The 23,578-nt window shown below is 44.5% G+C and carries 17 protein-coding genes; 11 read left to right on the top strand and 6 right to left on the bottom strand.

Annotated features, from left to right (window positions below; all coding sequences use genetic code 11):
* The first annotated feature begins 164 nt into the window (after window positions 1–164).
* The 3 genes from B0E43_RS11120 to B0E43_RS11130 all read left to right on the top strand — a co-directional run bounded on the left by B0E43_RS11120 (window position 165) and on the right by B0E43_RS11130 (window position 4,720).
* Window positions 165–2,213, top strand: a complete 2,049-nt coding sequence (locus tag B0E43_RS11120; protein ID WP_077349640.1) for a S9 family peptidase — start codon at window positions 165–167, stop codon at window positions 2,211–2,213.
* Between the two features lie 461 nt (window positions 2,214–2,674).
* The gene (locus tag B0E43_RS11125; RefSeq protein WP_077349642.1) at window positions 2,675–3,325 is read left to right on the top strand and encodes a hypothetical protein; all 651 of its coding nucleotides are present in this window, start codon (window positions 2,675–2,677) and stop codon (window positions 3,323–3,325) included.
* 267 nt (window positions 3,326–3,592) lie between these two features.
* A complete protein-coding gene (locus tag B0E43_RS11130) occupies window positions 3,593–4,720 on the top strand; it encodes an ATP-binding protein (RefSeq protein WP_217349163.1) in 1,128 nt (375 codons plus the stop codon).
* Between the two features lie 205 nt (window positions 4,721–4,925).
* Here B0E43_RS11130 and galE read toward each other — a convergent pair whose 3' ends face one another.
* Together galE and B0E43_RS11140 are read right to left on the bottom strand one after the other, a co-directional pair.
* On the bottom strand, window positions 4,926–5,936 hold the full coding sequence (gene galE / locus B0E43_RS11135; RefSeq protein WP_077349644.1) for a UDP-glucose 4-epimerase GalE: 1,011 nt from the start codon (window positions 5,934–5,936) through the stop codon (window positions 4,926–4,928).
* Window positions 5,937–5,999: 63 nt separating this feature from the next.
* A complete protein-coding gene (locus B0E43_RS11140; RefSeq protein ID WP_077349691.1) occupies window positions 6,000–9,143 on the bottom strand; it encodes a PKD domain-containing protein in 3,144 nt (1,047 codons plus the stop codon).
* A 163-nt stretch (window positions 9,144–9,306) separates the two neighbouring features.
* On the opposite strand from B0E43_RS11140, the gene B0E43_RS11145 reads away from it, so the two are divergent.
* The 6 genes from B0E43_RS11145 to B0E43_RS11170 all read left to right on the top strand — a co-directional run bounded on the left by B0E43_RS11145 (window position 9,307) and on the right by B0E43_RS11170 (window position 17,121).
* Complete coding sequence (locus B0E43_RS11145) at window positions 9,307–10,926, top strand: ABC-F family ATP-binding cassette domain-containing protein (RefSeq protein ID WP_077349646.1); 1,620 nt, start codon at window positions 9,307–9,309, stop codon at window positions 10,924–10,926.
* Window positions 10,927–10,937: 11 nt separating this feature from the next.
* Entirely contained in the window at window positions 10,938–12,335 is a 1,398-nt protein-coding gene (locus B0E43_RS11150) for a sodium:solute symporter family protein (protein WP_077349648.1), read from the top strand.
* Complete coding sequence (locus tag B0E43_RS11155) at window positions 12,322–13,503, top strand: class I SAM-dependent rRNA methyltransferase (RefSeq protein WP_077349650.1); 1,182 nt, start codon at window positions 12,322–12,324, stop codon at window positions 13,501–13,503. Before B0E43_RS11150 ends, B0E43_RS11155 begins: the two co-directional genes overlap by 14 nt.
* Window positions 13,504–13,570: 67 nt before the next feature.
* Window positions 13,571–14,005 carry a hypothetical protein gene (locus tag B0E43_RS11160; protein WP_077349652.1) on the top strand — a complete coding sequence of 145 codons (435 nt, stop codon included), beginning with the start codon at window positions 13,571–13,573 and terminating at the stop codon, window positions 14,003–14,005.
* A 195-nt stretch (window positions 14,006–14,200) separates the two neighbouring features.
* Window positions 14,201–16,513 (top strand): TonB-dependent receptor, encoded by a 2,313-nt coding sequence (locus B0E43_RS11165; protein WP_254423411.1) that lies wholly within the window; start codon window positions 14,201–14,203, stop codon window positions 16,511–16,513.
* A gap of 11 nt (window positions 16,514–16,524) precedes the next feature.
* Window positions 16,525–17,121: a hypothetical protein gene (locus tag B0E43_RS11170; protein ID WP_077349654.1), complete on the top strand. Its 597-nt coding sequence runs from the start codon at window positions 16,525–16,527 to the stop codon at window positions 17,119–17,121.
* 74 nt (window positions 17,122–17,195) lie between these two features.
* Here B0E43_RS11170 and B0E43_RS11175 read toward each other — a convergent pair whose 3' ends face one another.
* From B0E43_RS11175 to B0E43_RS11185, 3 genes are all read right to left on the bottom strand, one after another.
* Window positions 17,196–18,023: a KilA-N domain-containing protein gene (locus B0E43_RS11175; protein ID WP_077349656.1), complete on the bottom strand. Its 828-nt coding sequence runs from the start codon at window positions 18,021–18,023 to the stop codon at window positions 17,196–17,198.
* 41 nt (window positions 18,024–18,064) lie between these two features.
* Window positions 18,065–18,250 (bottom strand): KOW motif-containing protein, encoded by a 186-nt coding sequence (locus B0E43_RS11180; RefSeq protein WP_077349658.1) that lies wholly within the window; start codon window positions 18,248–18,250, stop codon window positions 18,065–18,067.
* Window positions 18,251–18,321: 71 nt separating this feature from the next.
* Window positions 18,322–18,834 carry a hypothetical protein gene (locus B0E43_RS11185; protein ID WP_077349660.1) on the bottom strand — a complete coding sequence of 171 codons (513 nt, stop codon included), beginning with the start codon at window positions 18,832–18,834 and terminating at the stop codon, window positions 18,322–18,324.
* Window positions 18,835–19,048: 214 nt separating this feature from the next.
* Between B0E43_RS11185 and B0E43_RS11190 the strand changes: the two genes are divergently transcribed.
* Window positions 19,049–21,508, top strand: a complete 2,460-nt coding sequence (locus B0E43_RS11190) for a ligase-associated DNA damage response DEXH box helicase (RefSeq protein ID WP_077349662.1) — start codon at window positions 19,049–19,051, stop codon at window positions 21,506–21,508.
* A gap of 42 nt (window positions 21,509–21,550) precedes the next feature.
* Window positions 21,551–21,973, top strand: a complete 423-nt coding sequence (locus B0E43_RS11195; protein WP_077349664.1) for a hypothetical protein — start codon at window positions 21,551–21,553, stop codon at window positions 21,971–21,973.
* A 153-nt stretch (window positions 21,974–22,126) separates the two neighbouring features.
* Here the strand turns inward: B0E43_RS11195 and B0E43_RS11200 are convergent, their stop codons facing one another.
* The gene (locus B0E43_RS11200; RefSeq protein WP_077349666.1) at window positions 22,127–23,575 is read right to left on the bottom strand and encodes a TrkH family potassium uptake protein; all 1,449 of its coding nucleotides are present in this window, start codon (window positions 23,573–23,575) and stop codon (window positions 22,127–22,129) included.
* Window positions 23,576–23,578 lie beyond the last annotated feature (3 nt).

The following is a 23,578-nucleotide window of genomic DNA, read 5'->3' on the forward strand; positions in this document are numbered from 1 at the left end:
TATCGAGGATTTCGAGTAACGGGAATGGCTTCAAAATCCCCACTTTTTTTCGCCTCCACTCATCTTGATTTCCAGTTTTCCTTCTTTAAATTCAAAAAGGTAAGTAGGACAAAGGATCTACACCCTTTTGCACCCAAGATGAATTTTTAAACCACCTCCCAACCATGAAAAATTTTCTACTCCTGAATTTTCTATTGTGCTTTTCCACAGCTCTTTTTGCGCAGCAGGTTCCTACTATGGAGCAGGTCATCTCTCTGCGCAGTGCGGGATCTGTGGCCATTTCTCCGGACGGAAAGCATGTAGCCTACACTGTTCAGACCACAGATTGGACCGACAACCGGTACGACACGGAGATTTGGTTATCGAAAAATGGGCAACCTCCCTTTCAACTTACCAATACTCTAAAGGGGAACAGCAGCAATCCTGTCTGGTCACCTGATGGAAAGTGGATTGCTTTTATGGCGGACCGGGGAAACAAAAGCCAGATTCAGGTGATCTTCACGGATGGCGGTGAAGCCAGACCGGTGACTCAGGAAGAGGAAAGCATAGAAGGATTTGAATGGCATCCTGACGGAACCAAACTGATTTTTCTGAAGGCGGAGAAGCAGGATAAAAAGGAAATCGAGAAGCGATATGGTGCATTTGAAACAGATGACAAAGATTTCAATCTCTCCCATCTCTGGGAAATTGACTTTGATCCAGACCGTCCGCTACCTTCTGAATTGCCATGTTATGAAACAGCGGATTCCCTGAAAGTAAAAGCTGGATGCATTGAGTGGACAAAAGCCAAAAGGTTGACCGAAGGAAAGTTTACGGTAACCTATTTTTTGGTTTCCCCTGACGGTTCAAAAGTCGCCTTCAACCATCAGCCCGATCCTTTGATCAACACGAGAAGCAAATCGCGGATATCAGTTCTGGATTTGTCTTCAAAACAAACCGGTTTGCTCGTCTCTAATCCAAACGGAGACAACCTTCAAACTTGGTCACCCGATTCCAAAGAGTTGCTGTTCACCACCAACCTATCGGATTCCCTCTCCTACTTCTACACCAACAATAAGCTATTCTCCATCTCTATTTCCACGAAAGAACAGCGTCAGCTTGCCAAAGATTTTGATGAACAAATTGGAGGACTGATTTGGAACAACTCGGGCATTTACTTCTCAGCATGGAACAAAACCAAAAGGCCTATCTACAAAATCAATCCGGAAACCGGAGAGATTGGCACGTTCTTAAACTCACCGGATCAGATCTTTGGTATTTCGTTTTCGAAAAACGGGGATCATTTTGCGATAAATGCCCGAAATAACGAGCAGTTGAATGAAATTTTCCTTTTGGCAACAAATGCTCCTTCTCCGAACCAACTTACAGCAATGTCAGACCAGATTACCGACTGGAAAACTGCCGAGAGTGAAGTCATCGCTTGGAAAAGCAAGGATGGTGCAGTGATTGAAGGCATTTTGCACAAACCGAAAAATTACGATCCCTCCAAAAAATACCCGGTTCTGGTGGTCATTCACGGTGGTCCAACCGGAATCGATACCCCGCAACCTGTGCCAGGTTATGTCTATCCGATCTTGCAATGGTTGGATAAAGGTGCGCTCGTTCTGAGACCCAACTATCGGGGTTCGGCGGGTTATGGGGAAGCATTCCGCTCACTCAATGTGAAAAATCTCGGTGTGGGGGATGCCTGGGATGTGCTTTCGGGAATTGAACACCTCGATTCTCTGGGGATTATCGACACCGAAAAAATGGGCAGCATGGGCTGGAGTCAGGGAGGTTATATCTCCGCATTTTTAACGACCAGTTCGGATGTGTTTAGAGCCACTTCGGTCGGGGCAGGGATTTCCAATTGGATGACATATTATGTCAACACAGACATTCATCCTTTTACCCGGCATTACCTGAAAGCCACGCCTTGGGATGATGAAGAAATCTACCGCAAAACTTCACCGATGACCTATATCAACCAAGCTAAAACACCGACTCTCATCCAGCACGGGGAGCTCGACCGTCGTGTTCCCATTCCCAACGCCTATGAGTTGTTGCAAGGCCTGCGGGATAAAAATGTACCTTCGGAACTGATTGTCTACAAAGGTTTTGGCCACGGCATCACCAAACCAAAAGAACGCCTTGCTGCCACCTGGCATAATTGGCAATGGTTTAATAAATACATCTGGGGAGAAGAAGTGGAGTTGCCTGTTGGTGGGAATTAAAGTAGTCCACAGACAACGGTCAACAGTCCACAGCAGGGGAATCTGAATTTTTAACCCCACTGTCGTAGTTTGGACGTTTGGCGAGGAGCAGCTTGAGGCTCGACGTTAAATTTATACCAATTTGTAATTAATTCTTGACATCCCATTCTCGACGAAGTCACAAGACCATTCACCTCGAGTTTTTGAAAACCCTTGACGAATCAAGCGCTTAGTCCATTCTGATCTGCTTTGCTTTTTTAACCTCTTTCAATCCCATTGAAAATGAGTTATTTATTTTCTAATTTCCTGTGATTTTAGAAAGGACACGGTTGATATTTTTTTGCTAGCCTACTTTCTTCAGAATTACTGCCTTTTACCAAAAAGAACCTTTTGCTTCCATCGAAGAGATGAATGCCAGAGTGAATTTTAGTGGAGGACTCCATTGCCGCCTTACCATTTTTAAAAAGTAACAAACCACCACTATGGAAAAGCTCTATAAAAATTCCCATTACCTTTTTATTGCCGTCCTGCTAATGGTTTTTGCAGGTTTTTTTAAAACCTATTTTGTGAAATTCCCCTTTTTCGAGGGCTTCACAGTTGCGCTGCATTTTCATGGAATTATGGTATTGCTATGGCTGGGAATGCTGATTGTTCAGCCTATTTTGATCAAAAGAAACAAGCTGGCAATACACCGAAAGGTCGGGAAACTCAGTTACCTGATATTTCCCCTGATGGTGGTCTCCATGATCATCCTGATCCGGATTAATTTTATGAGAAACATACCTGTACCGGAGGGAGCTTTGGATACCAATTTGATCGGAATCGCAGACATGACTTTCTTTATTCCCTGCTATGCATTGGCCATGTATTTCAGGAAAAATACAGCCTATCATTCCAGATTGATGGTATTGTCAGTGCTTCCATTTATCAATCCCGCATTGGGAAGATTGGGTTTGCCGGGACCAATTCTCGCCATTGCCATCATGATAGGATTGCTGATCTATGAAAAGAAGCACAATAAAGTCTATCTGCCCTACCTGATTGCCCTACCAGCGTATATTTTCATTTATGTGTTTTATCTGGTTTTGATCGATTCCGACGACTGGAAGGCATTTTGGTGGATGTTTTTTTGAAAAAGTTTGAAGTAAATAGGCTGTAGTCGAATAAACATTCAATTGCTTTAGATGCTTTCGCGGGTTCCGAAGAACTCTACGTGGATCAAATCCAACCTTATAGATCATGCCTGTGGCCTTGGTGAAATGATGCATCGATTTCAATTGATCCCAGAGACTAGCTTCAAGACACGTAATTTTTAAGAAAAGGCATAAGTGTTGTTTACTAAGCAATAATAATATTGTTTAGTAAACAACACTATTGTATCTTGACACGAAATTTCGACTATGATATCTAAGGACTTACTAAATGAGGTCGCTCAAAGTCAAAAAGGCAATCTTCAGAATAGACCTCTCGGATTGCTAAGAAAAGAATTAGATGATTTTTCATTGATCAAAAGCCACGCTTTGATCATATCGGGTATACGGAGGTGTGGAAAAAGTACACTTTTGGTACAATTACTTGAAAACCAATACCCTGATGCTTTTTATCTCAATTTTGAGGATCCGAGACTTTACGGTTTCGCTGTGGAGGATTTTCAAAAAATCGAAAAGATCCTTGCTGAACAGGGCCAAACCTCTTTGTTTTTAGATGAAGTACAAGTCGTGGAGGGATGGGAAAGGTTCGTCCGTCAAAAACTCGATCAGGAAAATTCAAATATCGTAATCACAGGTTCCAATGCTTCTTTACTAAGCAAAGAGTTAGGCACCAAACTTACCGGCAGACATGTCACCCGAGAGCTTTTTCCGTTTTCCTACCGTCAATTTTGCGAATTTAAAAAGCTGCCAAACACCAAGGATATCACTTTGGAGTATTTAACATCCGGAGGATTTCCGGAGTATTTAAAATCCGGAAGAGCTGAATTGCTTCATCAATTGTTTGATGATTTGTTACTGCGTGATATCGCGGTCCGGTATGGAATAAGGGATGTGAAATCTTTGCAGAATCTGGCGATATACTTGATATCTAATGTAGCCAAACCGGTGTCTGGAAATAATCTTCGGAAAGTCTTGGAAATCAAAGCAACCAGTACTGTGATGGAGTATTTTTCCTATTTGGAAGAAAGCTGGTTGTTCTTCTTTGTCTCCAAGTTTAGCTTTTCACAGAGAAAGCAGTTGGTCAATGCCAAAAAGGTTTACTCCATTGACACCGGACTGGTCACAAACAATACTAGGTCGTTTTCTGACGATCATGGAAGAAGATTTGAGAACATGGTCTTTTTACATTTTCGAAGAAAATATCAGGAAATCTATTACTTCTCAGAAAAGCATGAGTGCGATTTCGTGGTCTTTGACAGAAATGGTCTTGTGGAATTGGTACAAGTATGCTACGATTTAAACACCGAGAATCTAAAGCGAGAATTGAATGGGCTTTGGGAAGCCATGAAGTTTTTAATAAAAAAGAAGGGATGTTAATCACACTGGCTCAGGAAGATCAATTTGAACAGGACGGCTTCAAAATAAATGTGCAGCCATTTGACAAGCTTGCATCTTGGGTATAAACTTTACTTTGAAGTTCAAAATCTCGGCTTCAACTGGTGTCCATCTTTAACAAGCCATCGGTCATACCTGTTGACCATCCTCGAAATTTCAAAATTCAGGTAAGGAAAACCCACTTCTTTTACACCAACCCCTTCTGCCAATTCCAGCTGTCACGCATGGAGTCCTCCAGGGAATACTTGGCATGCCAGCCAAGCACTTGGTTGATCTTGGTGGTGTCTGCCCAGGTTTTCACCACATCACCGGGTCTTCGGGGCCCGATCTGGTAGTTGAGCTTGACTCCGCTTACTTTTTCAAAAGAATGGATCACTTCCAAAACGGTATTGCCATTTCCTGTTCCGACATTGAAAACATCGTAAAAGTCCATTTCCTGCTTCTGGAGAAAGCTCAGCGTCTTCACATGGGCATCGGCTAGATCTACCACGTGGATGTAATCGCGTACACAGCTGCCATCCGGGGTATCATAATCGTCACCAAATACAGTAAGTCTTTCTCTGATACCGGCTGCCACTTGGGTAATATAAGGGACCAAATTGGCGGGAATACCCAAGGGCAACTCCCCGATCTTGGCACTGGGATGCGCTCCGACCGGATTGAAATACCGAAGAGCAACCACTCTCAAGCCTGGCTTGCTTTTTATAAAATCCACCAAAATATCCTCACAGATTTTTTTGGTGTTGCCATAGGGACTTTCTGCATCCTGTCTCGGAGTTGATTCCGTCACGGGCAAAACCTCCGGTTGGCCATAAACAGTGCATGAGGAGGAAAAAACCAGATCTTTGAGACCTTGTTCCTGCATAAATTCGAGCAACACGATCAGTGATCCGACATTGTTCCGATAGTATTTCAGAGGCTGGGCTGTACTTTCTCCCACAGCCTTAAAGGCCGCAAAATGGATCACGCCCTCGATTTTGTGGTCTTTGGCAATGGCTTCAAGCGTGGATTTATCATTGCAATCGCCTTTGTAAAAGGTGAAGCGTTTTCCGGTGATTTCCTCTAGTCGATCCAGAACTTTTGCATCTGAATTGGACAAATCATCCAGGATAATGGGCTCCATTCCTGCATTCAACAATTCTACGGCGGTGTGCGAACCAATGTAGCCAGCCCCGCCCGTAATCAAAATCTTCTTCATGGGAGTTTAAAAATCATTCGGGAGCAAAACTATTCAAATCCTTCAATTTGGCAGGAAAAAAGCTTAACGAATCAGGGTAAATGTTCCTCTTTTTTCAGAAGTGGACTCCTTGCCTTCCAATAAAAAGCTGTAAATCACTAGGTAGGAATAGGTCCCTGTAGTTGCGTCTTCGCCGTTTACTCTTCCATCCCATCCACTTGGTCCGGTATAAATCAACTGTCCCCAACGGTTGAAAATCCACAACTGAAATTCAGTCTCACAGTTTGAAACACCCTGGTACAATCCGGGGGCTTGTCTTGGGTCAAAACCTGTTGGCATCCGTACTTCAGGCGCTGCTTCCCGCACGATTCCCTGACCAATTGTGATACAACCGGAAGCATCTTTTACCTCCAGCTCGTAGGTTCCTGCACTTAGTCCGGTTACCTGATTCCCGCTTAGCCGGGTGTCTTTCCACTGGTATATGAACGGACCATTTGCCCCCTTGGGCAAGACAAACAATTCTCCGTTGGAGCCACCAGGACAGGCTGCTTTTTCCAATCGAACATCAACTTCCAAAGGAACCGGAGAAGTAATTTCAAAATTCAGGGGAATCATGCATCCATTGGAATCTTTCACTTCCCATTCATAGGTTCCGGATGGCATTTCTCCCAATGAAATCTGTCCTGAAAATGTCTTTGCCCCCAGATATTCAAACGTATAAGGCCCTACTCCTCCGGTTATATTAACCAATACTTCTCCGTCGGTTTTTCCATAGCAGGATACGCCGGCCGGAGTCAGAGATACTACCGAAAGCGGCTCCGGTTCGGTCAATTCCAAGTTTTCTATCATTTGGACACAACCCAATTGGTCTGTCACTTTCACTGTATAGCTTCCTGCAATCAGGCCTAAGGCATCAGGAGAATTCAGCGAGGCATCATGAAGCCATTCAAATTTATATGGAGCCACGCCACCCCGCACCTCCAGTTGGATCCTTCCGGAATTGTCACCGGCACAGCTTAGATTCGTCTGGTCCTTTGTTTCCACTACAAATTCTCCCGCTACCTTTACTTGGATTGCTTCGGCTTTACCTTCACATTTGTTATCCACCAAACTGTAGGCAGTATATTCGACTTTACCGGTGATTCCGGGCTGATCCCAGCTTACTTCGATCTCAGGTTCTCCCTGACCGGAAATAATTTGACCCCCAGTCACCACCCAATCGTACCCCCTCCCTCCAACCGTAACTGGTGCTGAATAAGGATGGGAAACAGTTGGATCAAAACAAACCTGTAATTCACCGGCTGCAGCAGCTACCACAATTCTCTCGTTAATGACCACTGCAAATTCAACCACCGCACCAGGACAGCCGTTTTCGGAATAGGGGATCAGCCTGAGCTTGGCATTTGGGTTGGCAGGTCCCCAATTGACCAAGACCGAGTCTCCATAATCTTCCACAATCATCCCTCCTTCTACCTCAAACTTGGCTGTTGTCACATTGACCAGATCGCTGACCCGGTACATGACTTCTTCGACCTCAGGACAGACAGACAATTCCCCTTCGAGCGCCGCCTTTGTTTCGATGACTTCCACTTCGAAAGTAACTTCCTCCTGCTCGTCACAGGAATTGGGACTCAACGCAGCCAAGACTTTTACCTCATAAATTCCGGGTTCTGTGAAAATATGGGGCACCTCCTGACCGATTTCCTGATCAGATCCATCTCCAAAATCCCAAACAAAATAGGTGAAATCTGGATTTTCGGAATTGATCGCCCAAAGCCCTTCCTGATTGAGGCAGGCGATTTTTTCCCCTTCAATATCAAAATCATAAGCGACTTCGGGCATGAAATTCAGGTTATCCAATGCCGCACCGGCAGCATAACCGTAGGATTCCAGCTGCCCAAACCCGTACACATACGCTGCAAAACCATCTACATTCCGCAGACTGTGAACTCCCTGAGAAATCGTAACCCGGGCATACTGAAAATCCGGATCACCGGGAAGCGGGGAAAAACGGTTTCCGATGTTTTGTCCATCCAAAAAAGTAGCGTTTTGAGTCCCTGTTTTCACCACCACATTCACATAGTGATTGACAATGGAGGGAAGGTTGAGCGCAACGAAAGTCAAGCCCGTCAAAAACTGCTCACTCGGGCTATAGGTAATCATAAAAGGATCACCGGTCCCTGCATCTGGAGAATTTTGCTGGTTACAGGCCATGCTTTTGGAAAAAACAGTGACTGAGGAAGGCTTGGAGGTATCGATTTTTCCGGATTCATTGGGACCAAACTCCAAAGCCAAAAATTTCCCGCGGTTTACTGTCCCCCTGGAGGCGCCATTCACAAAAACTTCGGTATTGTCCTCAGATGCCAATACTTTCACCAATTCACCGGAAGTCCTTCCGGACAAAGCCACGTGGACAAAGCTCGTTCCCCAGGTGTTTACCGGATAGGCTTGCTGAAAGAGGTGGTCATTTGCTTCACCGCAATTCCCCACCGAAGTCCATTTATTCCCTCCAAAAACCGCTATTTTTTTACACTCATCGGCATTTTCACCGATCACACGAACTCGGGAACCGGTCAGATCTCCTCTGGCTTTGATCTGGTAACTTTGACCCCGGTTCAGGGTAATAATGGAGGGAGTATCCGCCACATTTCCGCTCAGGGAATTCACACTGGTGGTAATTTCAATTTCTGTATCGTCTTCTGTGGCGACGACCAAAAGCGTGCTTTCGTTATCACTGTTCCCATTGTAATTGACATTTACAGACAAATATTCAAAGTGGGAAGTGATGTAATAGTCCCGACCCAATGCCCCAATGGGAAGAACCACTGTGCCGTCAGCACTCCGAAACCGCTCATTGAAAGCATGCACCGCGATCTTCCCGGTTGAGGTGATATGAATCCCTTTGTTTTCGACAACTCCGGTAGTTCTATGAAGCAAGTCCAAATCCGCTGAAGGAACCCGTAGCGTAAATTGCTGTCCGGCTGAAAGGGAAAACGGGGTCGATTGTCCCCGATACTCCAAAGCCCCTGTCGTGTTTTCATTGGCAGTAATCACCAAAACTGCAAAATCCGGAGCCCCGGCATTATTTGGCCCGGTAGCCGCAACCCGGTTGTTTTCCATAAAACCCACCCAAAATTCTTTCCCGACTGTAGAAAGTTGACCAAAGGCTGAAAAGCTTTGGCTTATCAGCAAAAAAATAATACCCAAGGTCCAAAGCGCATTCCTCATAAAATTGAAGGGCCGATTAAGGGATTTCAATATAACCAACTGAAAAAATATTCTTTTGAAAAAGATGTTAAATGCACAAAAGCATACTTTAAGGCATGGCTTTGCCTAAGGCTGAAAAAATATTATTCCCTATCTTTGCGCCTCTTAAAAGCAGAAAAACTCCATGATTTCAGTAGATAATCTTTCCCTCAAGTTTGGTAAGCGAACCCTCTTCGATGAGGTCAGCCTTAAATTCAACCCAGGCAATTGCTATGGTGTGATCGGGGCCAACGGTGCAGGGAAATCAACCTTTTTGAAAATCCTCTCCGGTGAAATGGATTCCACCAGCGGATCGGTCAACATCACTCCAGGACAGCGGATGGCTGTTTTGAGCCAAAATCACTTTGCATTTGATGAAGTTGAGGTATTGAAAACTGTCCTGATGGGGCATAAGACGCTGTATGCCATCATGTCTGAGAAGGACGCGCTTTACCTGAAGGAAGATTTCACGGAGGCGGATGGCTTGAGAGCCTCTGAACTTGAGTCAGAATTTGCCGAAATGGATGGCTGGAATGCCGAATCGGACGCTGCTTCCCTCCTTTCCGGCCTTGGCATCAACGAAGATTTGCATTACCTGCCCATGAATCAACTGGCCGGTAATCAAAAAGTCCGCGTTTTGTTGGCTCAGGCACTGTTTGGAAATCCTGATATCCTTATTCTCGATGAACCTACCAACGACCTGGATGCGGACACCATCGACTGGCTTGAAAACTTCCTGTTGGACTTCAAAAACATCGTGATCGTGGTTTCCCACGACAGACACTTCCTCGATACCGTGTCCACCCACATCGTGGATATTGACTTCGGAAAAGTAAAAATCTACTCCGGTAACTATACGTTCTGGTACGAATCTTCCCAATTGGCACTGAAGCAGCGTTCGGATTCCAACAAGAAAGCGGAAGACAAGCGTAAAGAACTGCAAAACTTCATCGATCGATTCTCTGCCAACGTGGCGAAGTCCAAGCAGGCAACTGCCCGCAAGAAAATGATCGAAAAACTCAATATTGATGACATTGAGCCATCTTCCCGTAAATATCCGGGCATCATTTTCAAGCCTGAAAGAGAAGCTGGTGATCAGATTTTTATGACTGAAAACCTTGAGCTCAAAGCCGACGGAGTGACCTATTTCACCGATGTCAACCTGATGGTAGACAAAGGCGACAAAATCGCTTTCATCTCCAAGACCAAGCAGGCGGTCAACAAGTTTTTCCAGACCATCATGGAGGAAATCCAGCCAACCAAAGGTTCGATGAAATGGGGTGTGACCATCAACAAGGCCTATTTGCCAAACGACAATTCCCAGTATTTTCAAACGGATCTGAATCTGATCGACTGGCTGAGACAATATTCCACCAATCAGGAAGAAGCTTACGTGCGGACATTCCTCGGCCGGATGCTTTTCACAGGGGAAGAGACTTTCAAAAAATGTACGGTCCTTTCCGGGGGTGAAAAAGTCCGCTGCATGATTTCCAGAATGATGCTCCAAAATCCAAACCTCCTGGTGATGGATGAACCTACAAATCACCTCGATCTGGAATCCATCACGGCATTCAACAACGCCATCATCGACTTCAACGGGACGGTTTTGATGAGCTCCTATGACCACGCATTTGTCCAGTCTTCTGCGAACAGAATCATCGAATTTACTCCAAAAGGAACGATTGACAGAAGAATGCCTTACGACGATTACCTCGCAAATGAGGAAATCAAGGCACTTCGTGAAAAAATGTACGGCAAAAGCTAAGCGCTAAAGAAGTGCTGCTCACCGCGATCATCATTTATCTGGCTATCACCATTGCCGTCGGAGCTTGGGCTTCTAAGCTGGTCAAAAGCTCCAATGATTTCGTGTTGGCAGGACGCTCGCTTCCGCTTTTCCTTTCTGCATCCGCGCTATTTGCAACCTGGTTTGGCTCCGAGACGATTTTCGGAGCCTCTTCTGTTTTTTTGGAGGAAGGTCTGATTGGAGTTATTGAGGACCCATTTGGCGGAGCCCTTTGCCTGATCCTTTTCGGGATGTTTTACCTCCGACCAATGTATCGGATGGGGGTTCTGACGATTGGCGATGTATTTAAAAGGGCATTTGGAAAGCAGGTCGAGTTTTTTGCAACCGTATTTATGGTTCCGGTTTTTTTCGGTTATGTCGCTGCGCAATTAGTGGCGTTAAGTTTGATTTTTGGGACAGTCACAGACCTTACATTGATTGAAGGAATTCTGGTTTCTGCGGGAATTGTAGTGGTTTATACCTTTCTCGGTGGCATGTGGGCGGTCTCCATCACAGATTTCATCCAGACCCTGATGATTGTGATCGGTTTGGTTTTTGTCAGTGTAATGATTTCAAAAGAAGCCGGAGGAGTAAATGAAATCCTTTCCCAGGCCCCTGAAGGCACCTTCCAATTTTTCCCGGATGCCGGCATCAATGCCTGGGTCAACTACCTGGGAGCTTGGATCATTTTGGGCCTTGGAAGCATTCCCAGTCAGGATATTTACCAGCGGGTGATGTCTTCCAAATCGGAACAAGTTGCTGTCCGTTCCACCTACCTTGCGGGGGGATTTTACCTGACTTTTGGACTTTTGCCTTTGTTTATTGCCCTCGGATCAAAAGTCCTTTATCCAGAACTCTATTTTGAAAATAAGCAAATGCTGCTTCCTTCGATGGTTTTGGCCCATGGAGGAATTGGCATTCAGATCATTTTCTTTGGCGCGCTGATATCGGCTGTGATGAGTACCGCGAGTTCGGGCTTGTTGGCCCCGGCTGCCCTGATCTCTGAGAACCTTATCCGTCCTCTTTTCAAAGGAAAACTCAAGGACAAATACCTGCTTTGGATATTGAGAATTAATGTCCTTTTAGTAGCGATGGTTTCCACCTACATGGCTTCCCGTGATTCCAATATCTATGAACTGGTCGCCGGGGCTTCGATCCTCTTGCTTGTTTCCCTTTTTGCGCCACTTACAGCTGGATTGTATTGGAAAAAAGCTTCCCGAATGGGCGCAATTCTTTCCATGATTCTAGGAATGATTACCTACCTGATTTGCGATGAAATGGATTTGGCGATTGATTCCCATATTTATGGATTGTTGGCGAGTATCTTTGCCATGATTCTTGGAAGCCTCCTTTTTCCTGACAAAACCCCAACAACTGATGAACTATCCTAAAATTATTCTCCAAAAAGGAAAAGAAATATCACTGCATCGGCGGCATCACTGGGTGTTTTCCGGCGCGATTGCCAAAACCGATCCGGGAATCGAAAGCGGGGATTTGGTGGATGTCTTTTCTTCCCGAAATGAATTCTTGGGAACTGGACATTTCTCCCAGGGATCGATCATGGTCAGGATTATTTCTTTTGAAGAAAGGCCGATTGACTCATCCTTTTGGAAGGAAAGAATTGCTTCAGCTTATGCCTTAAGAAAAAGCCTTGGATTGACTGACAATCAGGAAACTAACGTTTTTAGATTAATTCATGGCGAAGGCGATTTGTTGCCTGGATTGATTGTGGATTATTACCATGGAACGGCTGTGATTCAGGCGCATCATATCGGAATGCACCGTCATATCACGGAAATATCCGATGCGCTTCGGACTGTTTTGGGAGAAAACCTAAAGGGCGTCTACGACAAAAGTGCGGAGACACTTCCCAAAAATCTCGGCATCGAATCCAATGAATGGGTTTGGGGCAAAGCCGAAACTGACCTCGTTCAGGAATATGGAGCCACTTACCGGATTGACTGGGAAAAGGGCCAAAAAACCGGGTTTTTCATCGATCAGCGAGAAAACAGAAAGCTGGTTTCCACCTATTCCAAAGGGAAAAAAGTCCTGAACACGTTTTGCTATTCCGGAGGCTTTTCTGTTTTGGCCTTGAATGAAGGAGCTTTAGAAGTTCACTCCGTAGATATCTCTAACAAAGCCATCGAGCTGACCGAGCAGAATGTAGCATTGAATCCCGGATTTACTGGAAAACACCAATCCATCGTAGCTGATGTGGTCAAATACATCCGCGAAATCGGAGACGACTTCGACCTGATAGTGTTGGATCCACCCGCTTTTGCCAAAAACATCAAAGCCCGACACAATGCCGTGCAGGCTTACAAGCGGCTGAATGCAGAGGCTTTTCGAAAGATCAAACCCGGAGGAATACTCTTTACTTTCTCCTGTTCTCAAGTGGTGGACAAAAGTCTTTTTGCCCATACGATTACCGCAGCTGCTTTGGAGAGTGGCCGAAAAGTCAAAATCCTGCATCAACTCAGCCAACCTGCCGACCATCCGGTAAATATCTTTCACCCTGAAACCGAATACCTCAAAGGGCTTGTGCTTTATGTGGAATAAGTTTCATCGGAATTAAAGCTCCAAACCTTTACAATTCTGTTATTTTCACCCTACAAAACAAGAACGCATGTACACAGGACTTCAACATTTACACTCAGGAGTAGCTTATTTGGCACTTCTCGCCCTGATTTTGGTCATTTTCTATGCCTTGATCGGATCACTTTCCGGAAGAGAATTCACCGAAAAAGACCGAAAGATTGCTTTGATCGCATTTATCGTTTGCCATATTCAATTGCTGGTTGGCCTGATCCTTTACTTTGTAAGTCCATTGGGCTTTTCTTTACTCACAGGTGGTGGTGCGATGTCGGACTCTGCTGCTAGATTGACGGCTGTGGAGCATCCTTTGGTTAATATTGTCGCAATTGTCCTGATCACCATCGGCTATAGCAAAGCAAAAAAACTGGGTTCTTCCCGCGCCAAATTCCGCAGCATTTACATGATGTATGCCATTGGATTGGTATTAATTATTAGCCGGATTCCATGGGCTAACTGGCTTAATTAAGAGTTTTGGAAACCCACATCCTGAAATCCGGCTAACAACCGGATTTTTTGTTTTATGGTTTTAAATCACCAACCCCCAACATCTTACTTCCCAATCCTCAAGCTTCTCACATCCAACTTTTCACCACTCAACACTTTTTGCAACTTTGTTTCAAAAAGCTTGGTTTAATCCTTGAACTGATTCTATTTTTGGGTCGTGAATCTGAAACACCTCTCCCTGGCTATATTTCTCACCCTATTCCTCATAGCTCATCTGAGCCTTGGGCAAACCTGTGACCTGATTTTAAGAGGAAAAATCCTACATCAGGAAAACGATGATCCGATCGAGGCAGCCTATGTCTGGATTTTGGAAACCCGGACTGGAGCGGTTTCTGACCAAAATGGAAATTTTGTCGTCCGAGATCTTTGTCCCGGCACTTATACCGTAACTGTCCAATTCCTTGGACATAGGGAAATCAGGCAAACGGTAAACCTGACCGGCAACTCCACTGCTCAAACCTTCCGAATGGAAGAGGAATCCCTGGATCTGGGTGGCGTGGAAGTTCACGGTCACCGGGAAGCAGTCCAAACAACCACTGCTGTGAGTTCATTGTACGGAGAAGCTATGCTTCAATCCCGAGGGGAAAGTTTGGGAGAAAGTCTGAAACGGGTTGCCGGTGTCACGACTTTTTCCACAGGAAATACCATTTCCAAGCCGGTAATCCACGGCATGCACAGCAACAGAATTATGATTCTGAACAACGGAATCCGGCTCGAAGGACAGCAATGGGGAGCGGAACATGCACCTGAAATTGATCCATTTCTGGCCGATGAAATCACCGTAATCAAAGGAGCCGAAACCGTAAGATATGGCCCTGAAGCAATGGGAGGCGTGATTTTGGTCAATCCCCCTGCCCTGCCGACTTCCAAAAAACATCTGACCGAAATTCACCTTTTAGGAGCTAGTAACAGCTACATGGGAAATCTTTCCGCTTCTCATTTGGGCGGATCAGACAAAATCAAAGGTTTGGGCTATAGGGTTCAGGGTTCGGTAAAAAGAGCCGGAAACGTTAAATCACCGGATTATTACCAGGCAAATACCGGAATGGCTGAATACAATTTCTCAGGGTCATTGGGTTACAGTTCGGATAAACTGGGAGTTGAAGCCTACTACAGCTTTTTCAATACTGAAATCGGAATTTTAAGAGATGCCCATACAGGAAATCTTTCAGATTTGGAAGAAATCATAGAAAACGGAAGGCCTTTTACCAATGCCGAATTCACGTATGAAATCGACAATCCCAAGCAGGTGGTCACACACCATTTGGCCAAGATCAAATCCCACTATCACCTCAATCCGGATTGGAAACTCAATTTTCAATATGGCTTTCAACTTAACAACCGGCAGGAATTTGATCGCAGAAGAGGTGAACTTAATGCCAAACCCAGCCTGGATTTGGAGCTTTTCACCAATACCCTGGATCTGTTTTTGGATCACAATCTTAAACCTAACTGGAGCGGAGCCTTTGGTTTGAACGTGATTCAGCAGGCCAACAGCAATATTCCAGGCACCGGTGTCACCCCGCTGATTCCCAACTACGACATGTTCAACGGTGGGATCTATGCAATGGAAAAATACCTCAAAGGTCCTTTAGAATTGGAGGGCGGTTTGAGGTATGATTTCAGGACTGTAAATGCTGCCAGATATGTAGGAGAGGACCTACAGACTGCCGAATTGGATTACCAAAACTTCTCGGCATTTGTCGGGGGTTTATACCAATTGAGCCCACATTTCGCTTTTACCAGCAATCTGGGCACAGCCTGGAGACCACCGAATGTGAATGAGCTTTTCAGTCAGGGTCTTCACCATGGAGCTGCTGCTGTGGAAATCGGAGATCCTGATCTGGTGTCCGAAAATTCCCTTAAATGGGTCAATGGGCTTGAATTTGAAAGCGAAAAAGCTCTGGTGGAAATCACTGCCTATGCCAATCAGATCAAAAATTACATCTACCTCAATCCTACAGGCGAAACTTACGTTTCTCTGAGAGGAACTTTCAATGTGTATGAATACCTGCAGGCGGATGCGTTCTTCTATGGATTTGACCTTTCGGGAAGCTATACCTTTTCGACAAGATTTAATGGCTACCTCAAAGGATCCATTATCCGGGCTAAAAATACTGAACAGGACAATTACTTTCCTTTCATTCCATCCGACAGAATGGACTGGGGGATTTCCTACGCATTTGGAAAAAGCAGCAATCCGGAATCCGACAAAATCACCCTAGCCAATGTCCTTGTGGCAAGGCAAAACCGCGAACCTGATTATGATTTGGCACCGGCACCACCCAGCTATGCGCTCTTCAATTTGGGATATCAGAAAAAACTTCAATTAGCTAAAAATCAATTTAATATAGGACTTCAGGTAAACAATGTTTTCAATACCGAATACAAAGAATACATGAACAGATTCCGCTACTTCACAGCGGATATGGGAAGGAATATTTTACTCAAACTCAATTACCAATTTTAACTAGTACTCCAATGAAAAATTACAAACGACTACCAATTTATCTTTTTGCAGCTCTTGCATTCGGCTTTGCATCTTGTGAAAGTGAAGATCCCGTTCCGGAAAATGAAGGCGAAGTAATCACTGATGTGACTTTGAACTTTCAGGAATTGGGTGGAGGTGGAAATCCTGTAGGCTCAGCTTTCTCGGCCAAAGCAAGTGATCCGGAAGGAATTGAAGTTGGGGCTACACCGACTATTGAAACGGTGACCTTGACAAAAGGAAAAACCTACCGAATGACCATCACAGTCACCAACAGTATTGAAGGAGAGGATATTACAGCCGAAATCCTGGCAGAGGGGGATGAGCATCAGTTCTTTTTCCTTGGATCTGCCTTTACAAATATCCTAACAATCGCTTACGATGATCCAAGCGGGGAATTGATCGGACTTCAAAATGAATTGACAGTTTCCGCTTCCCCTGCCTCTAACAACGGCCAGCTGCAAGTGGTTTTGAGACATGATTTGGACAAAAGCTATCCTGGGGCGACCAACCCTAATTTTGAGGATTTTGTGAAGGCAGGCGGAGAAACTGATTTGGATATCACCTTCCCCGTGGTGATCAACAATTGATCTAATCCTATAGAAACAATTAAGGCAGCCGATTGGCTGCCTTTTTTGATTTTGGGCTACCTGGCAAGCACCGACTATTTCAGTTTGGCGATTTGCTTATTGCCAACAAGTGAACTCATCTGAGTGATGGCTATTTGGTTAAGTTGTTTTAGCCGTTCGGATTGGCTTAATCCCTGATGGATTAGAACAGCATTGATGCTCTCCAGATTTGAAAGTACAACCAGCTGCTCGATGGTGGCCCCATCCCTCACATTTCCTTCTTTGTCAGGGTTGGCCTCCCGCCATTGCTTCGCTGTAATTCCGAATAATGCCATATTCAACAAATCAGCCTCATTTGCATACACCAAAGACATCTGTAGCTTGGTCAATTCCTTTGGAATTAGTTTCTCCTTGATTGCGTCGGTATGGATATGGTAATTCACTTTTGAAAGCGTTCGCTGGAGGTTCCATTCCAATTTCAGGCGATCGTTTTCATCGGCCTTGAGACGCTGGAATTCTTTGATTAGATAGAGTTTAAATTCCGCACTGATAGCCGAACCGAATTCGAAGGCAATATCTTTTTGTGCATAAGTTCCACCATAACGCCCAGACTTAGAGAATATCCCGATTGCCTTGGTCTTTTCCACCCATTGTGAAGGGCTTAAAACAAACGAGGGTAATCCTGCCTGAGATTTAAAGTGGTCAAATTCGACCACTTTAAAATCAGGATTGTATATTTTTTCCCAAGTCCCTAAAAACTCCAATGTCGTCCGTGTTCTTATCCAGTTTTTTATCACATCAGCCGCCCTGCTCGCGTCTGATTTAGCCTGAGCCATATCAGTAATGCATATGTAATCATGGTCATCGACAGTCGCAATTGCTATTTTAATGCGTTGTACTTCAATTGATTTATTTGTTCCCATAGATGCCTGAAGAAAGCTTAAATTAAATTATTAAGAAAACGTCAGTTTATCTCAATATTCTTCCCAAGCGTCTTAAACCTCTCCCCATTTTGCTGCACCACAGTGATCGTGATCTGGCCGGTTTTGCTGGTGTTGATGTCACGGACAACCCCTGACTTTCCTTTGTGTGTCCCTGCAATTACTTTACAAAAGTCACCATCTGTTAAATTTTTTCCGGTAGCGTCCATCTTGGTCAATTTCTGTTAAAACATGAAAGGCAGCGATAGGCTGCCTTTGATATCTAATTCGATTTTTGAATCTAGAAACCCTTGCCGCAAACTGCAATCTTAGAAGGATCAAAACCCAGTTCCGGATTAAAATTTCCTCCCACATTTCCAGCTACCAGAATCACCTCATAATCAGGCCCCTCATTGGCCAGGTGGATTTTCACATGTCCGTCAAAGGTCTTCATCTGTTCGAAAGTCAGTTTCGATCCATCCGACAATTCGCCCAAAACAGTTGAACTTTCCAAATCTTTGGAAGAAACCGGGTTCAGCAAATAGGCAATCGGCGCATCGGCTTGGTCATATCCTCCAAAATGAAGATGGGCAGGAAAATTATATTCTGTAGAAGAATTTGCCCCTTCAAGTTGAATATCAAACTCCAGCTTGCCATCCCGCAACTCATTTACGGTGAGTGTGCCATTGTACTCAAAATCACTGGACTTGAACAGGCCAAATTCCAATTGCTTGCCAGTATACAGATCAGGCTCTTGTTCAGTACATGCTCCCAAGCCAACAGCCATCAAAAAAACAAGGATCAACTTTTTCATGCGGTCTAAGTTTCTTTCAAGTAACGAAAAGCTTTCGTATCCTGTTTAATTCAGGACAAAAATTACCAATTTCAGACGAAAATAAAGCTGTCAGAGCAACTAAAATAGCTGATTCGTTTTGACAGAAAACTTGAATCTAATTGTAAAGTAAGTCCGAACCCCCTTCTGGCTCCTTGTTCAGGCGAAACCGGGCGGATCGGATAAATTGAAATTTATGGAGGATAATCGGATAGCAGTTGGATTGGATTACTTCCGGAAAAAAGGCTGGGAACCATTTCCATTCCAAATTCAGACTTGGCTGGATTTTCTGGACGGCAAGTCCGGCTTGCTCAATGCTCCAACCGGTTCGGGAAAGACTTTTGCGTTGTGGTTTCCGGCAGTTCTCGAATACATACAAACCCATCCTGATTCTTGGCAAAAGCCCCAAAGCAACGGAATTCAGCTGATCTGGGTCACTCCCCTCCGGGCTTTGGCACAGGATATCCAAAAAGCCATGCAGGAAGTCTGCGAGGTGATCGGACTGCCCTGGCAGGTGGCTGTGAGAAATGGAGACACTGATCCGAAGACCCGAGCCGCTCAAAAGCGCCGCCCGCCTGAGTGCCTGATTACAACACCCGAAACGCTTCACGTCCTTATTTCTCAAAAAGACCACCAGGAACTTTTTCAGTCGGTCAAGGCCATCGTTGTTGACGAATGGCATGAATTGGTTGGCAATAAACGTGGAGTTCAAGTCCAACTTGCCTTGGAATACATTCAGGCCATTTGTCCCGTGACCATTCGCCGCTGGGCAGTTTCGGCTACGATTGGCAATTTGGAAGAAGCGGCAAAGGCCCTTCTGGGAGAAAATTTGCCTGTCCATATCGTCAAAGCAAAGATCAACAAGGAGATCATTCTCAGATCGGTTTTTCCGGAAGAAATCGAAACATATCCCTGGTCGGGACACTTGGGTATCCGAATGATGGATCAAGTAATTCCGATAATCGAAGCGGGAAGAACGGTTTTGATGTTTACCAATACCCGCTCTCAGACAGAGATCTGGTACCAAAAAATCCTCACCAAGCGACCGGATTGGGCAGGTTGGATAGCCATGCATCACGGTTCATTGGACAATTCTGTTCGGGCTTGGGTGGAAAATGCCCTTCATGAGGGAAAACTCAAACTGGTCGTCTGTACCTCAAGTCTGGATTTGGGAGTGGATTTTCGACCGGTCGACCGGGTCATTCAAGTGGGAAGTCCCAAAGGCGTTTCCCGATTTGTGCAACGTGCGGGACGCGCCGGGCATCAGCCGGGGTTGCCTTCTGAGGTTTATTTCGTCCCAACCAATTCCCTTGAACTGATCGAAGCTGCAGCTTTGAGAGATGCCATCGAAAACGAAGAAATGGAATCTCAATTTCCACCAGAACTCCCCTATGATGTGTTGATTCAGTTTTTGGTGACTTTGGCTGTCGGTTCGGGTTTTGACCCGGATTTCATTTTCCCGATCGTAAAAAGAACCCTCTCTTTTCGGGAATTGACCGCTGGGGAAATGAACTGGGTGGTGGATTTCATCACCAAAGGAGGCAATTCATTGGGCAGTTATGAGGATTTTCTGAAAGTGGGACAAGATGAGGACGGCCTATTTCGTGTGAAAAACAAGAAAATCGCCATGAAGCATCGGCTTTCTATGGGTACAATAGTTTCCGATCCGATGCTTAAAGTCAAGTTCAAAAACGGAACCTATCTGGGAACTGTCGAGGAGTATTTCATTGCCAAAATGAAAATCGGAGATCGATTTTTCTTTGCAGGAAAAACGCTGGAACTCCTTCAGGTCAAAGATATGAGTGCCATCGTGCGAGTTTCCGAAAAGAAAACCAATAATGTGGTCAGCTGGATGGGTGCCCGCATGTCACTTTCCTCCAAACTTGCCGGTAAGATTCGTGAGATTTTCCAGGATTATAATTCCGGAATCGTCAAATCTGAGGAAGTCAGAAGAGTTTTACCGATTCTGGATCTTCAGGACAAGCTTTCCTTAGTACCGGACAGAAATACGTTTTTGATCGAAACCCATCGCAGCACAGAAGGTTTTCACCTTTTTTTCTATCCCTTTGAAGGTCGGATGATCCACGAACTGATGAGCGCCTTGATTGCCTTTAGGATTTCACAGAGTTATCCTGTTTCGCTCAATATGGCCATGAATGACTATGGTTTTGAGTTGCTTTCAGACGTGTACATTTCACCGGAGGAAGTAATGGAAGAAGATGTGTTTTCCCTGAAAAACATCGAGCGTGATATCTTGCATTGCATCAATGAAAGCGAAATGTCCAGACGAAAATTCCGGGAAATCGCCAGCATCGCAGGTTTGGTTTTTCAGGGATATCCCGGCAAACCCACCACATTCAAGCATGTTCAAGCCAATTCCAGTTTGCTGTTTCAGGTTTTTGAGCAGTATGATCCGGACAATCTCCTGTTGAAACAAGCGCACAAGGAAGCCTTGAACCAGCAAATGGAGCAGGAAAAGTTTGTGCAGGCCATGAAGAAAATCAACGGAATGAATATCGTGATCAAGCACCCGGTTCAGTTTACCCCATTTTCATTTCCACTGATGGTAGATCGACTGAGTCGGACCAGTATTTCCTCAGAAACAATCGAGGATAAGGTGGCAAAAATTCTGGCGCAGTTTGAAGAAATTGAATAAGTCAATTGGCTAATATTTAAATCATATTGGTTAAATTTATTAATGGAAACGAAAAATGCTCCAAAAAAGCGAGTAATTGTTGCCTTTTGGAAAAATCGAAAAATCGACTCAATTGAAGTTTTTTCAAACCTCAAGATTTTTTGTGAGACCTATCCCACGTTCAGTTACAACACTTTAAATAATTACCTCGGCAAGGCAAAAACACCTTATGAAAACAGTCAATTATTTCTTACAAGACAAGAGTTGATTACAAAACCTTTGCTTAAAAAGGCACGATCAATTCAGCCAGTTGTAAATCGATATTTACTAGCTTCCCACGATGAAGGAGAACAAAATCTTGATTTCTGGCTTGCTTCCGAACCTGAATCAAGAATTTATGCGGTTACTAAACTCGCTTCAGAAGGAATGGAAAAAGGGATGAAAGTGGACAAGTGTAAAATTCAAAAATTGAACATGAAAGATTGATGCTGTTTCCAGATTTCGAAGATTATTTCAAATTTAAAACAGTAAACTTCATTCAAGCATTGTCATTCATTTTCAAACTTTCGGTCTTCGGTCTTCCTGCACCTTAAGAAAAAAGAATTGGGCAAATGACATCTTTGAAGCTAAACTCCTGTATTAATTCGCCCTCCAGAAAAACGGGGTAAACAGGATAAGAATGGTGAACAATTCAAGTCTTCCCAACAGCATAATCACAGAAAGCACCACTTTAGCTTCCGGTGAGAAAAAGGCAAAATTATTCACAGGCCCAACTAACCCGATAGCCGGTCCTGCATTGTCCAAGCAAGTAGCCACCGCTCCCAAAGAGGTCGCTAAATCATAACCCAACATTGAAATTATCAGGGATCCAACCACAAAAGTCAAAAGATAGATCAACAGAAAGTTCATGATGTTGTTGATGATCCTTCCTGTAACCATTTGCCCGTTGATAATCAAAGGAACGATCGCACGGGGATGGACTATCCGCTTGAATTCCAGCCAGGAGTTTTTCAAAAAGACAGTATGCCTGACAAACTTGATCCCACCTGCCGTAGAACCTGCACAACCTCCCAAAAAGAGCAACATGAAAAACACAAAAGTCACCCCGGAACCATATTGGGTATAATCATCTGTGATAAAACCCGTAGTCGTTACAACAGAAACTACCTGAAATAAGGATTTCCGAAAAGCCAATTCCAACCCATAATCCGACTGCAAATAGATTGGCACAGCCAAACCGACTGAAATGATCAACAAGCCAATAGAATAAGCCTTGAATTCATCGTTAGTGATGATTCTTTTGAATTTTCCGACAAGCCCAAAATAAATCAAGGTGAAGTTTGCCCCTGCCAAAAACATAAAAAACACCGCCACATATTCTATAAAGGCTGAATCATAATATGCTAAACTGGCATTTTTCGTAGAAAATCCCCCTGTCGCCAGAGTGGCAAAGGAATGGTTGACCGCATCAAAAAAAGTCATTCCTCCAGCCCAAAAGAGCAAAGCACAAGCCACTGTGAGCCCAACGTAAATATACCAAAGGCGCTTGGCAGTCTCAGAAATCCGGGGATGGACTTTGTCGGAAGTTGGACCGGGAGATTCTGCCACAAAAAGCTCAATCCCGCCAATACCCAAGAGAGGAAATATCGCGACGGTAAGTACAATTATCCCCAATCCACCAATCCAATGGGTCATACTTCTCCAGAAAAGCAGGCCCTTGGGCATGGCTTCTATATCTGTCAAAATCGTGGCTCCCGTAGTCGTAAATCCCGAAACAGTCTCGAACAAAGCATCTGCAGTGGTGGTCACTTCTTCGGAAATGATAAAAGGAATCATTCCGAAAACGGTCATAAAAACCCAACTCAACGCAACGATCAAGTATCCTTCCCGCTTACGGATGAGTTGGTCTTGCTTTGAAAAAGAGAAAAAGAACACCATTCCTATGAAAAGGGAAATGGCGGCTGAAATCATAATAGGATTGGAATCTTCCTGATAAATCCAGGAAATCGCTGCAGCCGGAAGCATCAGAACCCCAATCAAAAAAAGAAGGGCGCCCATGATTTTACCGATGGCCTTGAAATGAAGCATCTT

It is taken from the genome of Algoriphagus sp. A40 (assembly GCF_002002735.1).
GTDB lineage: Bacteria > Bacteroidota > Bacteroidia > Cytophagales > Cyclobacteriaceae > Algoriphagus.

Coding starts and splice junctions, on each gene's coding strand:
- B0E43_RS11190 (WP_077349662.1), top strand. CDS start 19,049: ATGGAGGATAATCGGATAGCAGTTGGATTGGATTACTTCCGGAAAAAA.
- galE (WP_077349644.1), bottom strand. CDS start 5,936: ATGAAGAAGATTTTGATTACGGGCGGGGCTGGCTACATTGGTTCGCAC.
- B0E43_RS11145 (WP_077349646.1), top strand. CDS start 9,307: ATGATTTCAGTAGATAATCTTTCCCTCAAGTTTGGTAAGCGAACCCTC.
- B0E43_RS11170 (WP_077349654.1), top strand. CDS start 16,525: ATGAAAAATTACAAACGACTACCAATTTATCTTTTTGCAGCTCTTGCA.
- B0E43_RS11195 (WP_077349664.1), top strand. CDS start 21,551: ATGGAAACGAAAAATGCTCCAAAAAAGCGAGTAATTGTTGCCTTTTGG.
- B0E43_RS11160 (WP_077349652.1), top strand. CDS start 13,571: ATGTACACAGGACTTCAACATTTACACTCAGGAGTAGCTTATTTGGCA.
- B0E43_RS11125 (WP_077349642.1), top strand. CDS start 2,675: ATGGAAAAGCTCTATAAAAATTCCCATTACCTTTTTATTGCCGTCCTG.
- B0E43_RS11180 (WP_077349658.1), bottom strand. CDS start 18,250: ATGGACGCTACCGGAAAAAATTTAACAGATGGTGACTTTTGTAAAGTA.
- B0E43_RS11130 (WP_217349163.1), top strand. CDS start 3,593: ATGATATCTAAGGACTTACTAAATGAGGTCGCTCAAAGTCAAAAAGGC.
- B0E43_RS11140 (WP_077349691.1), bottom strand. CDS start 9,143: ATGAGGAATGCGCTTTGGACCTTGGGTATTATTTTTTTGCTGATAAGC.
- B0E43_RS11200 (WP_077349666.1), bottom strand. CDS start 23,575: ATGCTTCATTTCAAGGCCATCGGTAAAATCATGGGCGCCCTTCTTTTT.
- B0E43_RS11175 (WP_077349656.1), bottom strand. CDS start 18,023: ATGGGAACAAATAAATCAATTGAAGTACAACGCATTAAAATAGCAATT.
- B0E43_RS11120 (WP_077349640.1), top strand. CDS start 165: ATGAAAAATTTTCTACTCCTGAATTTTCTATTGTGCTTTTCCACAGCT.
- B0E43_RS11155 (WP_077349650.1), top strand. CDS start 12,322: ATGAACTATCCTAAAATTATTCTCCAAAAAGGAAAAGAAATATCACTG.
- B0E43_RS11185 (WP_077349660.1), bottom strand. CDS start 18,834: ATGAAAAAGTTGATCCTTGTTTTTTTGATGGCTGTTGGCTTGGGAGCA.